Genomic DNA, 17,393 nt, shown 5'->3' on the forward strand with positions numbered 1-17,393 from the left:
GCCTCGCTGGGCCTAGATCACTGAAAGGATAACACAGTTCCGAAATCCCCGAAGGCGGGGATCTAGTACGCCGCAGCAAATGAGGTGGCGCAATGCTGGAATCCGGATTTGTGAATACTGGATCCCCGCCTTCGCGGGGATTTCGTCTGAGTGTAGGTTGGGCCTGTCCGACTACGCCACCGGCCTCCCCGCCGAGGACAAATAATTCACGTCGCAATCGTCGGTGAGGTCCCAGCGCGCCCGGAGCGGATCGTAGCTCATGCCGCGCTCGCGGATCGGCTCGAGGCCGGCGTCGCGGAACATGCCGCGCAACTCCTCGGGCGTGACGAAGCGCTGCCATTGATGCGTGCCCCGCGGCAGCCAGCCGAGCAGATATTCCGCCGCGACGATGCCGAGCGCGTAGGATTTCGCCGTCCGGTTGAGGGTCGAGACCAGGAGCAGGCCGCCCGGCCGCATCAGCGCGGCGCAGCTTCGCAAGAATTCCGGCACGTCGGGCACATGCTCGACCACCTCCATCGCCACCACGCAGTCGAAGCGCTCGCCGCCCGCCGCGAGGTCCTGCGTCGTCGCCGCGCGGTAGTCGATCGCCAGCCCTTGCGCCTCGGCGTGCGCCCGCGCCACGGCGATGTTCTCCGCCGCCGGGTCGATCCCGGTCACGGCCGCCCCGAGCCGCGCCAGCGGTTCGGCAACCAGCCCGCCGCCGCAGCCGACATCCAGCACGCGCAGATCCGCCAAAATCTTCGCCGGACGCGGCTCGCGGCGCAGATGCGCGACGACCTCGTCGCGGATGAAGGCGAGCCGCGCCGGGCCGAGCTGATGCAGCGGGCGGAACTTGCCGGTCGGGTTCCACCAGTCGCCCGCCATGGCGGCGAAGCGTTCGACCTCGTCATTATCCACAATATTCATTTTCGGTCTCCCGCCATTTATCTTTAGCTTTTCCGGGGCCTGAACGGGGGCTTGCACCTGTCGGTAGCGCCCCTATTTGCGGAAATGCCGTCCAGGCTTTATAAGCATCGCACGGGGTCTTTGCCAATTTGCGCAGGCGCGCTCAGGGTTTCTCAAACGAGATGTGAGAAACACCGGAGCTCCGCGCATGGCCGAAGCCCCGCCAGTCGCCTTTCAGGACAGAGTTCAGCATGGCCGTTTTGGTAATGAAATTCGGTGGGACGTCGGTTGCCGACATCGACCGGATTCGCAATGTCGCAAAGCATGTGAAGCGTGAGGTCGATGCCGGCCATCAATGCGCCGTGGTGGTGTCCGCCATGGCCGGGCATACCAACCAGCTCGTCGAGTGGACGCGGCAGGCTTCGCCGATGCATGACGCCCGGGAATATGATACGGTCGTGGCCTCGGGCGAGCAGGTGACGTCCGGGTTGCTCGCAATCGTGCTGCAGTCGATCGGCGTTCAGGCCCGGTCGTGGCTCGGCTGGCAAATTCCGATCAGGACCGATAACGCCCACAGCGTCGCGCGCATTGCCGATATCCAGGCGGCCGAGCTGAGGGAACGGCTGGGCCGGGGTGAGGTTGCGGTGATCGCGGGCTTTCAGGGCATCAGCCCGAATGGACGCATCACGACATTGGGCCGCGGCGGCTCGGATACGAGCGCCGTGGCGGTCGCGGCAGGCATCGGCGCGGATCGCTGCGACATCTATACAGATGTGGATGGCGTGTACACGACCGATCCGCGCATCGTGCCAAAAGCGCGCCGGCTTGATAAGATCTCCTACGAGGAGATGCTTGAAATGGCCTCGCTCGGCGCAAAAGTCTTGCAGACCCGGTCGGTCGAGCTGGCCATGGTTCATAGAGTGCGGGTTCAGGTCCGCTCCAGTTTCGAAGCGCCAGAGTCCTGTCCCCCATATGGGAGCAACGGACGGGCGCCGGGCACTTTGGTGTGCGACGAGGAAGAGATTTTGGAACAGCGTGTCGTAAGCGGAATTGCCTATGCCAAGGACGAGGCGAAAGTCACACTCCTGCGCGTCGCGGACAAGCCTGGCGTCGCTGCCGGCGTGTTCGGGCCCCTGGCCGACGCCAATATCAACGTGGATATGATCGTCCAGACGGTTTCCGACGACGGCCGCTTCACCGACATGACCTTCACCGTCCCCGCCGGCGACCTCGACCGCACCATGGGCGTGCTCGAAGGCGCCAAGACTCAAATTGGTTACTCCGATTTACGCGGCGCCACGGATATAGTAAAAGTCTCCGTCATCGGCGTCGGAATGAGAAGTCATGCGGGCGTCGCGGCCCAGATGTTCAATGCACTTGCCGAAAAAGGTATAAATATCGAGGCGATCTCAACATCGGAAATCAAAATCAGCGTCCTTATTGACGCTGCCTATGCGGAGCTTGCGGTTCGTACGCTTCATTCACTCTATGGTTTGGACGCGGGGTAGACCCGCATTTTCCGACATGGCTTACAAAATAACTTCGCATCAAGACGTCAGCGACGCAGACGCGGGAGGGACTGGGCGGATGCCCTGGACATCGAGCGCACCGCGGGTGCTACTGAGACAACTGCGCGAAGTCATGGCCCGTCCGGGTGTCGGTCAGGCCAAGCAGGAAGAGATTCAGGCGCGGCTGGACCGGATCGTTCGGCTTATCGCGGCGAATATGGTTGCCGAAGTCTGCTCGATCTATGTCCGGCTCGCCGACGGCTCCTTTGAGCTTTACGCCACCGAGGGCCTGCGCAAGGAAGCCGTCCACACCACCCATATGAAGCAGGGCGAGGGCCTGGTCGGCCTCGTCGCCCGCAGCGGCGAGCATGTCAACCTGCCCGACGCGCAATCGCATCCGGCCTTCTCCTACCGGCCGGAGACGGGCGAAGAAATCTATCAGTCCTTCCTGGGCATGCCGATCATTCGCGGCGGGCGCACCATCGGCGTGCTGACCGTGCAGAATGCCATCGCGCGCGCCTATTCGGAGGAGGAGGTCGAAGTTCTGCAAACCATCGCCATGGTCACTGCGGAGATGATGTCCAATTTGCTGGAAAGCCTGAACGTCGCGACCGCCGAGGCGCGGCGCGGCCAGAGCCAGACCATCAAGGGCATCACCATGTCCGACGGCATCGCGCTGGGCCATATCGTCCTGCACGAGCCGCGCGTCAGCATCGCCAAGCTGTTCGCCGAGGATGTGAACGCCGAGCAGGTCCGGCTCGATGCCGCGCTCGGGCAGTTGCGGGAAACCGTCGACGCCATGTTCTCGGACGGCGAGATCGCCCGCGCCGGCGAGCATCGCGACGTGCTCGAAGCCTATCGCATGTTCGCGCACGATCAGGGCTGGATGAAGCGGCTGCACGAGGCGGTCGCCGCCGGCCTGACGGCGGAGGCCGCTGTCGAGCGCGTGCAGAGCAATCAGCGCGCCCGCACCATGCGCCAGTCCGATCCGTTCTGGCGCGAGCGGCTGCACGATCTGGACGACCTCGCCAACCGGCTGCTGCGCCTGCTGACCGGGCGCTCCGCCACCGCCGCCGGCACCGACCTGCCGCGCGACACCATCCTCGTCGCCCGCACCATGGGGCCGGCCGAGTTGCTCGATTACGACCGCAAGCGGGTGCGCGGCCTGGTGCTCGCCGATGGCGGCGCCTCGAGCCATGTGGCGATCGTCGCCAAGGCGCTCGGCATCCCGGCCATCGGCTATGCGCGCGACGTGCTGGAGGAAGTCGACCCCGGCGATCCGGCCGTGCTCGATGCCGAATCCGGCGTCTTCCATGTGCGCCCGTCGCTCGAAGTCATCCGCGCCTATGCCGACAAGGCCCGCTTCCGCGCCCGGCGCCAGGCCCAGTACGAGAAGCTGCGCGACACGCCCGCCGTCACTAAGGACGGCCTGCGCGTGGCGCTCCATGTCAATGCCGGTCTGCTGGTCGATCTTCCGCACCTGACCCAGTCGGGCGCCGATGGCATCGGCCTCTACCGGACCGAACTCGAATTCATGGTCTCCTCGACATTTCCGCGCATCGCGCAGCAGACGGATATGTACAAAAAGATCATCCGCGGCGCGGGCGCCAAGCCGGTGACCTTCCGCTCGCTCGATGTCGGAGGCGACAAGATCCTGCCCTATCTGCAGTCGATCCCGGAGGAGAACCCGGCGCTCGGCTGGCGCGCGATCCGCATCGCGCTCGACCGCCCCGGCCTGTTCCGCACTCAGATCCGCGCGCTGCTGTCCGCCTCGGCCGGACGCGAATTGCGGCTGATGCTGCCCTTCGTGACGCAGGTCTCCGAATTCGTCGAGGCGCGCAAGCTGATCGACAAGGATCTGGCCCATCTGCGCCGCCATGGCCGGCCCGGCCCGTCGAAAATCGCGCTCGGCGCCATGATCGAGGTGCCCGCCATCCTGTGGCAGCTCGATGAGATTCTATGCCGCGTCGATTTCATCTCGGTCGGCAGCAACGACCTGCTGCAATTCATTTTCGCCGCCGACCGCAGCAACAACCGCGTCAGCGGCCGTTTCGACGTGCTCTCGCCCCCGGCTTTGCGCGTGCTGCGCCACATCGTCGTGCAGGCGGAGAAGCATAAGGTGCCCGTCACGCTGTGCGGCGAGATGGCCGGCCGCCCGCTCGAAGCGCTCGCCCTGATCGGCCTCGGTTTCCAGTCGATTTCCATGGCGCCGGCCTCGGTCGGCCCGGTCAAGGCGATGATCCTTGCCGTCAGCGCCGCCGAAATTCAGCGCTATCTGCTTGACTTGGTCGATCACGGGCGGGAAGACATCCGGGATCGCCTGAAAGATTTCGCTCGCGCCCACGACATCCCGCTTTAGCGGGGCGCTAGCCCCCGTCGCTTTCCGAACGGAGCCGCGAGATCCTGCCGCCGCTATCGACGCGCCGCCGGCAGGCTGCGGCCCGAGCCGTATTTGCATCCATTCGCCCGAGCCCCGAACATGACCACCATTCCGAAAGAGAAGCTCGACAAGCTGGTCGCGCGCTGGGAGTCGATCCAGAAGACGCTGTCCGAGAACCCGGACCAGGAAACCTTCGTCCGCCTGTCGCGCGAATTCTCCGATCTCGATCCGCTCGTCGCCATCGTCCGGCGGCTGCGCGAGGCCGAGGACGAGCTTTCCGGCCTGCGCTCCATCCTCGACGACCCCAAGGCCGACAGCGACATGGCCGAGCTGGCTTCGGCCGAGCTGCCCGATCTGGAAGCGCGCGTCGAGGCGCTGGTGCAGGAAATCCGCGTCCAGCTCCTGCCGAAGGACGCCGCCGACGAAAAGAGCGCCGTGGTCGAATTGCGCGCCGGGACCGGCGGCGAAGAAGCGGCGCTGTTCGCGGGCGATCTTTTCCGCATGTATCAGCGCTACGCCGCCATCAAGGGCTGGAAGGTGCAGATCATTTCCGAGAGCGAGACCGGCAAGGGCGGCTATCGCGAAGTCATCGCCAATTTCACCGGCAAGGGCGTGTTCGCGCGGCTGAAATTCGAATCCGGCGTCCACCGTGTGCAGCGCGTGCCGGAGACCGAGACCAGCGGCCGCATCCACACCTCGGCCGCGACGGTCGCCGTGCTGCCCGAGGCCGAGGATGTCGACATCGAGATCCGCGAGCAGGATCTGCGCATCGACACCATGCGCTCCTCCGGCGCCGGCGGCCAGCACGTCAACACCACCGACAGCGCCGTTCGCATCACCCATCTGCCGACCGGCCTCGTGGTGACCTCGAGCGAGAAGTCGCAGCATCAGAACCGCGCCCGCGCCATGCTGGTGCTGCGCGCCCGGCTCTACGACATGGAGCGCTCGAAGATCGACGAGGCGCGGGCGGCGGAGCGCAAGGTCCAGGTCGGCAGCGGCGACCGCTCGCAGCGCATCCGCACCTATAATTTTCCGCAAGGCCGCGTCACCGACCACCGCATCAACCTGACGCTCTACAATCTGCCGCAGGTGCTGCAGGGCGAAGGGCTCGACGAGCTGGTCGACGCGCTGACGACGGATTTCCAGGCCAATCAGGTCGCGACCATGGAGGGGCTGGCGGATGCCTGATCCCGCGCTGGCCGCCGTGATCGCCCGGCGCGCCGGCCTCGACACCGCGCGCGCGGCAATCGCCGCGCTGGCCGCCGCCTTCCGCGATGCGGGCCTGCCGACCCCGGAACTCGACGCCCGCCTCCTGGTCTTCGACGCCGCCGGCCTGACGCCCGAAGCCTATATCCTTCGCCCCGACCATCCGCTCACCCCCGCCGAGGCCGAAACCATCGCCGCCTATCGCGACCGCCGCCTCGCGCATGAGCCGGTCTCGCGCATCGTCGGCTACCGCGAATTCTGGGGCCGCCGCTTCAAGATCGGCCCGGATGTGCTCGATCCCCGCCCCGAAACCGAAACGCTGGTCGAAGCCGCGCTCGATCTGCTGCGCGCCGAAGGCCGCCTCGGCGAGCCCTTGCGCATCCTCGATCTCGGCACAGGCTCCGGCTGCATCCTGCTGACATTGCTTGCCGAATTGCCGCAGGCCTGGGGCGTCGGCGCCGACCTGAGCGCCGGCGCGCTGGCCATCGCCGCGGAGAACGCCCGTGCGCTCGGACTCGCCGACCGCTGCGCCTTCGTGCGCGCCGACTGGTGCGGAACTTTTCGCGGCCCCTTCGCTTTACTTGTGACGAACCCACCCTATATACGGAGTACGGATATTGCGGCATTGGACCCAGGCGTCCACCGCTACGACCCTTTCGGCGCGCTCGATGGCGGCGCCGACGGTCTGGGAGCCTATCGGAGCATCGCCGGAAACTGCCTTACGGCGGCCGCGCCGGGATCGTGGATCCTGGTTGAAGCCGGCCAGGGGCAAGCGGCTGAAATCCTTAGTCTCTTTCAAGAAGCCGGCGAAGCTTCGTATCCCGGCGACTGGCAAATTCTTCCCGATCTGGCCGGAATCGAACGCGTGGTGGCCATAAAGCGACAGAACGTGGGCCGATAAGCGTTTCGACAAAAAAACAGTTGGAAATTCGCCGCGATCAGGCTAGCTTTTAGACACGGATTCGGCAGCCCACGAAGGAAAGACATCAGCGCGCACTTCACGACAAATGAGGGACGCAGGCGCTAGGCTTCGTTGGCATCGTACGCTGCAGATCGGTTTGATTTTCTGAAATAGAGGATTGGCTGAACCGCTTCATAATCGGCGATGATCGATCGCGATATGAACATTTTTCCATAAAAATAGCCCGTTGACCCCGAGTGGGGATCGAGGGCGGCGGTTCGGTGGCGAGATAGGAATTTCTCGGAAGTCCGGCGGGGAAGCTGATCAAATCACTGGTCATTCCCTTTACTTTTGCAAACTGGAAGCGTAACGGCTTTTGACGAACGAGCGCCGCTTGCGCCTCCAATAAAGATGATAGACGGGAGCCCATGAGGCAAGGACAGCAAAATAGGCGCGGCAGAGGCCGGAGCAGCAATAACAACAATAATAACAACGCCAATAATAACAGCTCGAACAACAATAACCGCAAGCCGCAGAACCCGCTGGCCCGTAACTTCGAGTCCAGCGGCCCGGATGTCAAAATCCGTGGCACCGCCGCCCAGATCGCCGAGAAATATATGACCCTGGCGCGCGACGCGTCATCGTCCGGCGACATCGTCATGGCGGAAAATTACCTTCAGCACGCTGAGCATTATAACCGCATCATCATGGCCGCGCAGGCGCAGGCCGCCGCCGCATCGATGGGGCACCAGGGTGTCGAGAACGGCCACGGCGGCATGAACGGCGCTTCGCACCGCAATGCCAATGGCGAGGCCGGCCCTTCGATGCGCGACCAGCCGCAGCCGCATATCCATCCGCAATCCGCGCCGCAGCCGCAGATCCAGCCGGTCCAGCGCGTCGAGCCGCAATCGGATGAGCAGCCGGCCCTGAACGAACTTCCCGATTTCATCCAGCAGCCGGTGCGCGAGCCGAAGCCCGAAGCCGCCGCCAAGGGCCGGGACAATAAGGACAAGGACGCTGCCGGGATCGATCCCGAGACGGGTCGTCCGCGCCGCCGCCGCCGCTATGCCGCCGCCAACGGCACCGCCAATCCGGCGGCCGCTCCCGAGGAAGCCAATGGCAACAAGGCCATCGAGGTCACCGGCGACGACCGCTCATCCGACGAGGCGCTGGCTTAGTCCGGCGCCCGTCAATTCCGCTTCCGCCGCATGAGACGCCCGTTCCGCAAGCTGCTGGAACGACGGCGGATCAGTCTTCCAATTCCATCCTATCGCCGGGGCGAATCTCGCCGGGCCCGATCACCGTCGCGTAAATCCCCAGAGCCGTATCGCCATAGGTCCGCAGCAAGGTCGGCGGTATGGCGGCGTCGCGTTCGGCGGTTTGCGGGTTGACGTTGGTGGCCTCGCAGCGCGCGGTCTCGGCATAGATTTTCAGCCTTGCGCTGCCCGTGCGGATTTTGCGCCCGATCCACTTTTTCTCTTCCCACGCATCCGCCCCCTCGAAATAGAGGTTGGCGCGAAAGCGCAGCGGATCGAGCGCCATGCCCGTGACGCCCTCAAGGTCGCGGACGCTCGCCATATTGACCAGATGCAGGCACTTGGCGGCGACATCGGAAAAACTGTGCCCCGGCGCCGAGACGATCCGCGGCGCCCCCTTCAATTCCCCTTGCATATAGCCGGCGAAAAACTGCTCCACCAATTGCCGCCCGAGCTTGGTGTTGAGCGCCCCGCGCGCCACCTGCTTGCCGTCGCGGCTGACCGTCAGCACCTGCGTCTCGTCGTCGAATGCGGTCTGTAGCGCGGCGAGACGCTCGTTCCTCATCAGCATGAGGAAATTTACTTTCGGCAGATATTTTGGGTTTTCCGGGTCGAATCGGCCGGGACCGTTCTCGATCGCAAAAGCACGATCGGAGCGAATGGTCTCGCCGGGAACCAGCGCCGCCAGATCCAGCTTTTCGGGACTAAGCCCCTTGATCGGGTAGCGGTAGATTGAAACAATTTCTAAGTTTCCGGATAGGGTCATGAATGTGCCTGTCAGTCGCGGATGCCGGATGATGCCCTCTTTTGAGTTGCGGCCGCAATCTTATATTAGGCGCATGAGACGCCGCTTGCGGGTCTTTGATCGAGGACATTGTCAGGGCGCATATGGCCGCGCTATCGAGGCGCCATTCGCGTGCCAAGGAGGACAATCATGAACTTTGAAAAATTCACCGACCGGTCGCGAGGATTTCTGCAATCCGCGCAAGGGCTCGCCCTTCGCGAGGGACATCAGCGGCTGACCCCCGAGCATTTGCTGAAAGTGCTGCTCGATGATTCCGAGGGCCTGGCCGCCGGGCTGATCACGCGCGCGGGCGGGCGGCCGGGCGACGCGCTGGCGCGGACCGAGGCGGCGCTTGCCGCCATGACGAAGGTCTCGGGCAGCGGTGCCGGTCAGGTCTACATGGCCCCGGCGCTCGCCAAGGTGTTCGACCAGGCCGAGAAGCTGGCGGAGAAATCCGGCGACAGCTTCGTCACCGTCGAGCGGCTGTTGCTGGCGCTCGCGATGGAGAAGGAAGCCGAGACCAGCCGCATCCTCGCCGATGCCGGCGTGACGCCGGTCGGACTGAACGCCGCCATCAACGACATCCGCAAGGGCCGCACCGCCGACAGCGCCTCCGCCGAGCAGGCCTATGACGCGCTGAAGCGCTACGCCCGCGACCTCACCGAGGAGGCATCGCGCGGAAAGCTCGATCCCGTCATCGGGCGCGACGAAGAGATCCGCCGCACCATCCAGGTGCTGTCGCGCCGCACGAAGAACAATCCGGTGCTGATCGGCGAGCCGGGCGTCGGCAAGACCGCGATCGCGGAAGGGCTCGCCCAGCGCATCATCAATGGCGACGTGCCGGAGGGGCTGAAGGGCAAGCGGCTGCTGGCGCTCGACATGGGCGCGCTGATCGCGGGCGCGAAATATCGCGGCGAGTTCGAGGAGCGGCTGAAGGCCGTGCTGCAGGAAATCACCGCGGCCGAGGGCGGCATCATCCTGTTCATCGACGAAATGCATACGCTGGTCGGCGCGGGTAAAGCCGAAGGCTCGATGGATGCCTCGAATTTGCTGAAGCCTGCATTGGCGCGCGGCGAGTTGCACTGCGTCGGCGCGACCACGCTCGATGAATACCGCAAGAATGTCGAGAAGGATGCGGCGCTCGCCCGGCGCTTCCAGCCGGTGTTCGTCTCCGAGCCGACGGTCGAGGATACCATCTCCATTCTGCGCGGGCTGAAGGAGAAATATGAGCTGCATCACGGCGTCCGCATCACCGACAGCGCGCTGGTCGCCGCCGCCACGCTCTCCAACCGTTACATCACCGACCGCTTCCTGCCCGACAAGGCCATCGACCTCGTCGACGAGGCCGCCAGCCGCCTCAGGATGCAGGTCGATTCCAAGCCGGAGGAGCTGGACGAACTCGACCGCCGGCTGATCCAGCTCAAGATCGAGCGCGAGGCGCTGAAGAAGGAAAGCGACGCCGCGTCCAAGGACCGGCTGAACCGGATTCAGAAGGAGATCGCCGAGCTGGAGGAGAAATCCGGCGCGCTCGCCCGCCGCTGGCGTGACGAGAAGGAGAAGCTGTCCTCGGCGCAGAAGATCAAGGAGGAACTGGATGCCAGGCGCATCGAGCTGGAGCAGGCGCAGCGCAAGGGCGACCTCACCCGCGCCGGCGAGCTGGCCTATGGCATCATTCCCGACCTGGAGCGGAAGCTGAAGGAGACCGAGGCCGTCGACGGTTCGGCGACCGGCCAGATGATGGAGGAGGCGGTGACGCCCGACCACATCGCCGGCGTCGTCTCGCGCTGGACCGGCGTGCCCGTCGAGAAAATGCTCGAAGGCGAGCGCGACAAGCTGCTGCGCATGGAGGACGTGCTGGCCAAGCGCGTCGTCGGCCAGGAAGAGGCGGTTCATGCCGTCGCGACCGCCGTGCGCCGGGCCCGGGCCGGCTTGCAGGACCCGAACCGGCCGATCGGCTCGTTCATGTTCCTCGGCCCGACCGGCGTCGGCAAGACCGAGCTGAGCCGTGCGCTCGCGGCCTTCCTGTTCAATGACGAGCAGGCGATGGTGCGCATCGACATGTCGGAATATATGGAGAAGCACTCCGTCTCCCGGCTGATCGGCGCGCCGCCCGGCTATGTCGGCTATGAGGAGGGCGGCGCCCTCACCGAAGCCGTCCGCCGCCGGCCCTATCAGGTCGTGCTGTTCGACGAGATCGAGAAGGCCCATGCCGATGTCTTCAACGTGCTGCTGCAGGTGCTCGACGACGGGCGGCTGACCGACGGCCAGGGCCGCACGGTCGATTTCCGCAACACGCTCATCATCATGACCTCCAATCTCGGCGCCGAATATCTGGTGATGCAGGCGGAGAACGAGGACCCGGTGATCGTGCGGGCGCGGGTGATGCAGAGCGTCCGGGAGCATTTCCGGCCGGAATTCCTCAACCGCGTCGACGAGATCCTGATCTTCCACCGGCTGAAGCGCGAGCAGATGGCGACCATCGTCGACATCCAGATCGGCCGGCTGCAGAAGCTGCTCGACGAGCGCAACATCCGGCTGGAGCTGGACGATGCCGCGCGCAACTGGCTGGCGATGGAGGGCTACGATCCCGCCTATGGCGCCCGGCCGCTGAAGCGGGCGATCCAGAAGCACGTGCAAGACCCGATGTCGGAGCTGATCCTGGAAGGCAAGATCCGCGACGGCGACGTCGTGCGCATCTCGGCGAACGAGAACGGCCTGGTCATCAATGGCGAAGAGGTGAGCCGCGCGGCCGCCTGATCCGGCGGAGACAGCGAGGCGAAAATGAAGACGGCGGCTCAAGGGCCGCCGTTTTTGTGGGGGATCAGTTCGGAAGCGTCACTTTCGGAGCTTCGAGCTGGATCGTCACATCATTACGGGTCTCCTGGTAATAAAGATAGCCGAGCACGGCCACCACAACCAGCAACGCCCCAATCACAAACCCTCGCATCGTCCGTATCCTTTCTCGACAGTCTCCGGTTTCGCGGCCATGTCCGCGCGAGACTTTCGTGCTTAACAGATGCCCAGGATGAAAGTTCCTGGCGCTCCGGGAGCGTGGCCTGCCGGCCGCGACGAATGGCTTGTGGCAAATACGGGCAGTCCTCCGGCCGCTGCCTTGACATTGGCCGGGCGAAGCATTGCCATGGAGATCTCACACGAATCGGCGGCTCGGCGAGGCGGCACATGCCCTCATATTCTCCCATCAGGCGGTGGATGGACGCCGCTGAAAAGGTGCGCACCGCCGAGCGGCTGCTCGCCCTCCGGCACAAGCTTCGATCCGAGGTCAGCGAGAGGGCGGGGCGCAACTCGCTTTTGATCGCGAGCTGGAATCTGCGCGATTTCGACAATAACCGGCTCGGCCATGGCCACCGGCTGCGCGAGTCCTATTATTATATCGCCGAGATCGTCTCGGCCTTCGACCTCGTCGTCCTGCAGGAGGTCAGCCGCAATCTCGACGCGCTCGAGGCGCTGCTGTCGATCCTCGGCCCCGAATGGGATTATCTGGCGACCGATAGCGTCGACAATGGCAGCGGCGCGGAAGAGCGGATGGCCTTCCTCTACCGCCAGTCCAAGGTGATGTTCCGCAAGATCGCCGGCGAAGTGGTGCTGCCGGGCGGGCAGACGGTTGCGGGCCGCAGCAACGCGGAACTGCGGCGCACCGGCGAGCTGGCCTTCAACCGCGCGCCGTTCCTCGCCGCTTTCCAGGCCGGCGGCTTCAACTTCAATCTGGCCACGCTGCATCTTCGCTATGACGGGCTGAAGGCGCAGGAGGTCGAGCGCCACGGCGCGCAATGCGAGGCGCTCGCCCGCTTCTTCCGCGACCGCCAGGACCGCGACCGCGAGGATTATTTCCTGCTCGGCGATTTCGGCGTCGGCGCGCCGTCGGACCTGATGGCGCGGGTGCTGGAGCGCGCCGGTTTCGCCGTCCCCGAGGCGCTGACCAAGAAGCGCGCCCATCTCGATGCCCGGCATTATTACGACCAGATCGCCTTCCGCTCGACCGAGGACCGCCTCGAGCTGGCCGGCAGCGGCGCCTTCCGCCCCTTCGACACGGTGTTCCGCGACATTGAGGAGGATTTCGCCGCCTATCGCGACCAGATGCCCGAGGAAAAGGCCGACGACCTCTGGAACGGCGGGCCGCGCGGCTATTATTCCGACCATTGGCGAAGCTGGCAGATGTCCGACCACGTGCTGCTCTGGGTCGGCCTGAAGGTCGATTTCTCCGACCACTATCTCAGCGCGATCAGCAAGACCGCATCGCAGGGGTAGGGGGAGCGGCCGTGCCGCGTCTGGGGTGGGCGATCTCCGTTCTCAGCCACGACGCGCCGCAGCTCTGCATTTCGACGCTCAAGCGGTGGGAACGGTCCCTCCATCAATGACATATTCGGTGCCGGTTATGGCTGCGGCGCGCGGGGATGCCAGGAAGGCTATCAGATCGGCGACCTCGCCGGGCTTTGCCGGTCGACCGAGCGGAATTCCGCCTAGCGAATTCATGATGATCTTCTTGCCGCCCTCATAATCGGTGCCGGCCTCCCTGGCGAGCCGTTCCGCGAGGGCCACGGCGGCGTCGGTCTCGATCCAGCCCGGCGACACCCGGACCACCCTGATGCCCTTGGGGGCGACTTCCTTCGAAAGGCTCTTGCTGTAGGTCGACAGCGCGGCCTTCGCCGCCGCGTAGGCCGTCGTCGATTCCGGCAGGGGCAGTTCGCGCTGGATCGACGTCACATGGATAATGACGCCCGACCCTTGCGCGAGCATCGAGGGAAGCAGGGCGCGGTCGAGCCGGACCGCAGGCATCAGATTGTGATCGATCTCCTTTTGCCATTCCCCGTCGGTCAGCACCGCGAAACCGCCCGCCGGCGCGCTCGAGCCTCCAAGCACATTGACGAGGATGTCGATGCCGCCGAAGGTTTGAAGCACCTCTTCGGCGGCTTCGGCGCAACCCTGCGCCGTCAGAAGGTCGGCGGCGATGTAATGGATGGTCCCGGTTTCGTTCTCGGGCACGGTCCTGGCTGTTGCCGCGACGCGCGCGCCCGCGGCCGTCAATGCCTGAACCACCGCCGCACCCGCCCCCTTGGTGCCGCCCGTGACCAGGGCGCGCTTTCCTTCAAGGCCGAGATCGAAGCTCATGGGAGGATCTCCAGCCGGGCGAACGCATCACCGGAGTGCGGGAAAGCATGGCGGAGGGCCACCGAAATTGCGGCGACGTCATCGGCAATGGGCATTGGCAGCGGGATGGGCATGATCGGTCTCCGGGTTGAGCGTGTCCCGGTTTCCAAAATCGGCCTGACTTTCTAAAAGCGCAAGAACGCACGAAAAAGTAAGCTACGCACCAAAATGTATGGGCCTGGAGTCCAGCGCCCGATCCACCGGCTCATCGATCAAAGTTGCCGACGAGGGGATTAAGGGGGAGTCTCAATCTCGTCGCCCCGGCCGTAAGAGCCGGGGCCCACTCGCCTCTCCGCGAGCACCGTGCCATTTTTGTGCGATTGGGTGCCGGTTCGGCCCACGCCCGCCCGGGACGACGGGAGGAGAGGGCAATAAATGTTGAGACGCGGATTCCGATCCGCGTCCTAAATCTCGCCGCACGCCAATCCGCGCCCGGCCCCGAGCCCTATTTCTCCGCCGCCGCGATTCGCGTCTTGACCGGGGCGCGGTGCATCAGGTCGTCGATGCGGGTGAGTTCTTTCTTGAACTCCGCGTACATGCGGCCGTTGAGCTGACGGCTGCGCGGCACGTGCAGCTTAAGCGGGTTGGTGAAGCGGCTGTTGATCAGCACTTCATAATGCAGATGCGGGCCGGTCGAGAAGCCGGTCGTGCCGACATAGCCGATCAGCGTGCCCTGCGTCACCTTCATGCCCTGCTTGATGCCCGGCGCGAAGCGGCTCATGTGGCTGTAGGCGGTCTTGTAGCCGTTGCCGTGGCGGATGCGGACGTAATTGCCGTTGCCGCCATGGCGCGCCGCCACTTCGATGGTGCCGTTGCCCGCCGCCATGATCGGCGTGCCGACCGGAGCCGCCCAGTCGACGCCGGTATGCATCTTGCTGATGCCGAGCAGCGGATGGCGGCGATAGCCGAAGCCGGAGGTGAAGCGCCCGGCCTTGATCGGCGAACGCATCAGGAACTTGCGCGAGTTCGAGCCCTTGGCGTTGTAGAAATCGACCGAGCCGTCCGGCGTGCGGAAGCGGTAATATTTCAGCGTCTCGTTGCCGACGGTCATCGCCGCGTAAAGCAGCTCGCCCGGCGTCTCGGTGCCGTCCTCGCCCTGCTTGACGTCGAAGAACAGCTCAAAACTGTCGCCCGGCCGGACCTTCTGCTTGTAGTCGACATCGTAGCTGAGCACGCGCAGCAGCGTGGTGATGACATTGGGCTCCAGATCCTGGGCCAGCGCCGCGCTGTAGATGCTGTTATAGAGCGAGGCGCGCTCCTCGCCGTCATCCTCGTCATCGCCATTGCTGGTGATCTGGATGTGATCGTCCGACAGGCTGTATTCGCCGTCGCCGGTCCGCATCGCCGTCGCCTCGGCCTTCACGCCGGTGAACACGGAGACCTTGACCGGCTCCTTCAGCGACGGATCGGTCGCCGCCGGCGCCAATTCGAGGCGGACTTCCTGGCCGGCGCGCAATTTCAGGCCGCCCGGCGCCGCCGCGAACACGTCGCCGATCGCCTGGGCCTCCCAGGCCTCGGCGCCGGCGGTCTTCAGGATGCTGACAATGGTGTCGTTCTGCTTGACGATGATCGACTGGATCTGATTGTCGTCCGCCGCATCGTCATCGTCGGGGATCTTTTCCAGCACCGTGGTGTGCAGCAGGGGCGCGGCGGGCTTTTCGTCCGGCGCCGCGTCGCCCGCGCCAGAGCCGCCCGACGATGGCCCGTCGCCATCCTCGGGCAGGACCGCCGGCCGGAGCTGCGCCGCGCTTTCGGCATAGACCGCGTCCGCCTCGGCGACATGGCGCTCGATCTCGTCATCCGCCAGCTCCTGGCGATCCTCTTCCGGCAGGAAGCCGCCGGCAAGGTCGAGGATGCGGGCGGTCAGGAACTGATTATGCGCCGCCCGGTCCGACTGCGCCGCCAGCACCGGCCGGCCTTCGGCGGTCTTCTTCTCCGCATAGAGGTCGAACGGATTGAAGGGCGGAATGGCGTCATTATTATCCGGCTTGACGGTCGAAAGCGTCGCCGCGATGCGGACATAGGGCTTCACGGTGATGAATTCGCGCGCATTGCGCCGCTCCACCACGCTGTCCTGGATGATGTATTTGGTGGTCAGGCCCTTGGTGGTGACGGCGATCTTGTCGGTCTTCTCGCCGGTCAGCGCCACCTTGTCCTCGATCAGATTGCCGGCGGTCTTGGGCTTCATCGCCTCAAGGCCCGCCCGGCGCAGCGATCCCATCATGCCGGTGCCGTCCTCCATATCGGTGGAGGCGTACATGGCGACGCCGATGATGCAGAGCCCGGCCGCGCCGACGATGCAGGTGGAGATGAACCATTTCAGGCGGGAGATCAGCCGCCTGGCGCTGGCGTCGCGCATATAGAGCTCGGGCAAGGTGCCCTTGCCGGCGGGGATGTAGACCTGCGGCAGATTTCGCACGTTGCCGCGGCGAACCAGGGCACGATGTTTGTGCAGGCCAGATAAGTGGCTGTTACGATCCAGCAAACCGAATACCCCCGTCGGCAGCCATTCCATCGAAATGGCGGCAAACCCCTTCAGCGGCCGCCCCGCGAGCGGCCATGATCGACGCTTCTAGTCGGAACCCCCTGAAATCACCCTGACTTGCCTGTTCAAGGCCCTGCAAACCAAACTCTTTCATTAGCACCATAAGGAGCGGCTGTGTATTTGAAACTTCCGCTCCAACTCCCATTTACCGACTGCGAGGCGCGGCGGCCCGGCTGGCGTCTCATTCCGACCCCTCGACCGAGTCGCGGGCCGGCGTCCGACCCCCCGCGCATTTCGTCCACAAACCGTCCACAGAGGCGTCAAAACCGCGATGCGGACGGCCAAACACAACCGGACGTTACACTGCGTTCCAAAGATTGACAAAAAAAATCGTCAAATTCGCATTTTTTTCAAAGCGTTAACCCATTTTTAAGGGGAATGGATCAAATTGGCTTTCAACAAGTCATCGACCGCTAATCGGGCCTTTATATGGCGCGGCTGAGACGGGGGATGAGAGGTTAAAAAAACTTCAAATCATGTGTTGACAGTGCGGGTCGGTTGACCTAAATAAGGTTCATCGACGACAGCGTCGGCCGACAACGGCTCCGCTGTCTCAAATCACTGCCAACATGAAACGGGTTTTGCGGTTGGTGATCTTAACGGTCTCGACCACTCCACGATCTGATGGCCGGGGAAAGCCTTATTTCCTCGAAGTGCTGCGCTCGCAGCGCGAACGCTCTTTGACAAGTGAATCGAAGAAAGAGAAACGTAGGCGGCGGAGTTCTGGCTGTCTGCTCGGTGAGCGGACGAGAGATATTTGGC

Annotated in this window: 12 protein-coding genes and 1 rRNA gene (1 of these 13 running past the window's edge); 8 read left to right on the plus strand and 5 right to left on the minus strand. The window is 64.5% G+C overall.

The features are described 5' to 3' along the window. Nucleotides 1-171: 171 nt before the first annotated feature. Nucleotides 172-906 (minus strand): bifunctional 2-polyprenyl-6-hydroxyphenol methylase/3-demethylubiquinol 3-O-methyltransferase UbiG, encoded by a 735-nt coding sequence (gene ubiG / locus BLEFHOIH_RS23470; protein ID WP_088348454.1) that lies wholly within the window; start codon nucleotides 904-906, stop codon nucleotides 172-174. Between the two features lie 230 nt (nucleotides 907-1,136). On the opposite strand from ubiG, the gene BLEFHOIH_RS23475 reads away from it, so the two are divergent. The 5 genes from BLEFHOIH_RS23475 (at nucleotide 1,137) to BLEFHOIH_RS23495 (ending at nucleotide 8,058) form a co-directional block, all read left to right on the plus strand. Then, nucleotides 1,137-2,393, plus strand: a complete 1,257-nt coding sequence (locus BLEFHOIH_RS23475) for an aspartate kinase (protein ID WP_088348455.1) — start codon at nucleotides 1,137-1,139, stop codon at nucleotides 2,391-2,393. A 79-nt stretch (nucleotides 2,394-2,472) separates the two neighbouring features. Then, entirely contained in the window at nucleotides 2,473-4,752 is a 2,280-nt protein-coding gene (ptsP, locus tag BLEFHOIH_RS23480) for a phosphoenolpyruvate--protein phosphotransferase (protein ID WP_088348456.1), read from the plus strand. Nucleotides 4,753-4,872: 120 nt separating this feature from the next. Continuing rightward, complete coding sequence (gene prfA, locus BLEFHOIH_RS23485) at nucleotides 4,873-5,961, plus strand: peptide chain release factor 1 (RefSeq protein ID WP_088348457.1); 1,089 nt, start codon at nucleotides 4,873-4,875, stop codon at nucleotides 5,959-5,961. Next, the gene (gene prmC, locus BLEFHOIH_RS23490) at nucleotides 5,954-6,880 is read left to right on the plus strand and encodes a peptide chain release factor N(5)-glutamine methyltransferase (RefSeq protein ID WP_088348458.1); all 927 of its coding nucleotides are present in this window, start codon (nucleotides 5,954-5,956) and stop codon (nucleotides 6,878-6,880) included. The genes prfA and prmC overlap by 8 nt, the downstream gene beginning before the upstream one ends. A 428-nt stretch (nucleotides 6,881-7,308) precedes the next feature. Beyond that, nucleotides 7,309-8,058, plus strand: a complete 750-nt coding sequence (locus BLEFHOIH_RS23495) for a DUF4167 domain-containing protein (protein ID WP_088348459.1) — start codon at nucleotides 7,309-7,311, stop codon at nucleotides 8,056-8,058. Between the two features lie 70 nt (nucleotides 8,059-8,128). On the opposite strand, the gene BLEFHOIH_RS23500 is transcribed toward BLEFHOIH_RS23495, so the two are convergent. Further along, nucleotides 8,129-8,902, minus strand: a complete 774-nt coding sequence (locus tag BLEFHOIH_RS23500) for an MOSC domain-containing protein (RefSeq protein WP_088348460.1) — start codon at nucleotides 8,900-8,902, stop codon at nucleotides 8,129-8,131. Between the two features lie 168 nt (nucleotides 8,903-9,070). Here BLEFHOIH_RS23500 and clpB point away from each other — a divergent pair, with 168 nt between their 5' ends. Continuing rightward, nucleotides 9,071-11,677, plus strand: a complete 2,607-nt coding sequence (clpB, locus tag BLEFHOIH_RS23505; protein ID WP_088348461.1) for an ATP-dependent chaperone ClpB — start codon at nucleotides 9,071-9,073, stop codon at nucleotides 11,675-11,677. Between the two features lie 64 nt (nucleotides 11,678-11,741). Here the strand turns inward: clpB and BLEFHOIH_RS27585 are convergent, their stop codons facing one another. After that, nucleotides 11,742-11,867: a hypothetical protein gene (locus tag BLEFHOIH_RS27585; RefSeq protein ID WP_280950403.1), complete on the minus strand. Its 126-nt coding sequence runs from the start codon at nucleotides 11,865-11,867 to the stop codon at nucleotides 11,742-11,744. 263 nt (nucleotides 11,868-12,130) lie between these two features. On the opposite strand from BLEFHOIH_RS27585, the gene BLEFHOIH_RS23510 reads away from it, so the two are divergent. Then, a complete protein-coding gene (locus BLEFHOIH_RS23510) occupies nucleotides 12,131-13,186 on the plus strand; it encodes an endonuclease/exonuclease/phosphatase family protein (RefSeq protein ID WP_088348462.1) in 1,056 nt (351 codons plus the stop codon). A 78-nt stretch (nucleotides 13,187-13,264) separates the two neighbouring features. Here BLEFHOIH_RS23510 and BLEFHOIH_RS23515 read toward each other — a convergent pair whose 3' ends face one another. Together BLEFHOIH_RS23515 and BLEFHOIH_RS23520 are read right to left on the minus strand one after the other, a co-directional pair. Further along, a complete protein-coding gene (locus tag BLEFHOIH_RS23515) occupies nucleotides 13,265-14,047 on the minus strand; it encodes an SDR family oxidoreductase (protein WP_088348463.1) in 783 nt (260 codons plus the stop codon). A 484-nt stretch (nucleotides 14,048-14,531) separates the two neighbouring features. After that, nucleotides 14,532-16,505: a peptidoglycan DD-metalloendopeptidase family protein gene (locus tag BLEFHOIH_RS23520; RefSeq protein ID WP_170937346.1), complete on the minus strand. Its 1,974-nt coding sequence runs from the start codon at nucleotides 16,503-16,505 to the stop codon at nucleotides 14,532-14,534. A gap of 880 nt (nucleotides 16,506-17,385) precedes the next feature. Between BLEFHOIH_RS23520 and BLEFHOIH_RS23525 the strand changes: the two genes are divergently transcribed. Beyond that, nucleotides 17,386-17,393: ribosomal RNA gene (locus tag BLEFHOIH_RS23525) — 16S ribosomal RNA — on the plus strand (its annotated part continues 1,201 nt past the right edge of the window); the annotation flags it as partial.

The organism is Rhodomicrobium sp. R_RK_3 (assembly GCF_002198715.1).
In the GTDB taxonomy this organism is placed as follows: domain Bacteria; phylum Pseudomonadota; class Alphaproteobacteria; order Rhizobiales; family Rhodomicrobiaceae; genus R-RK-3.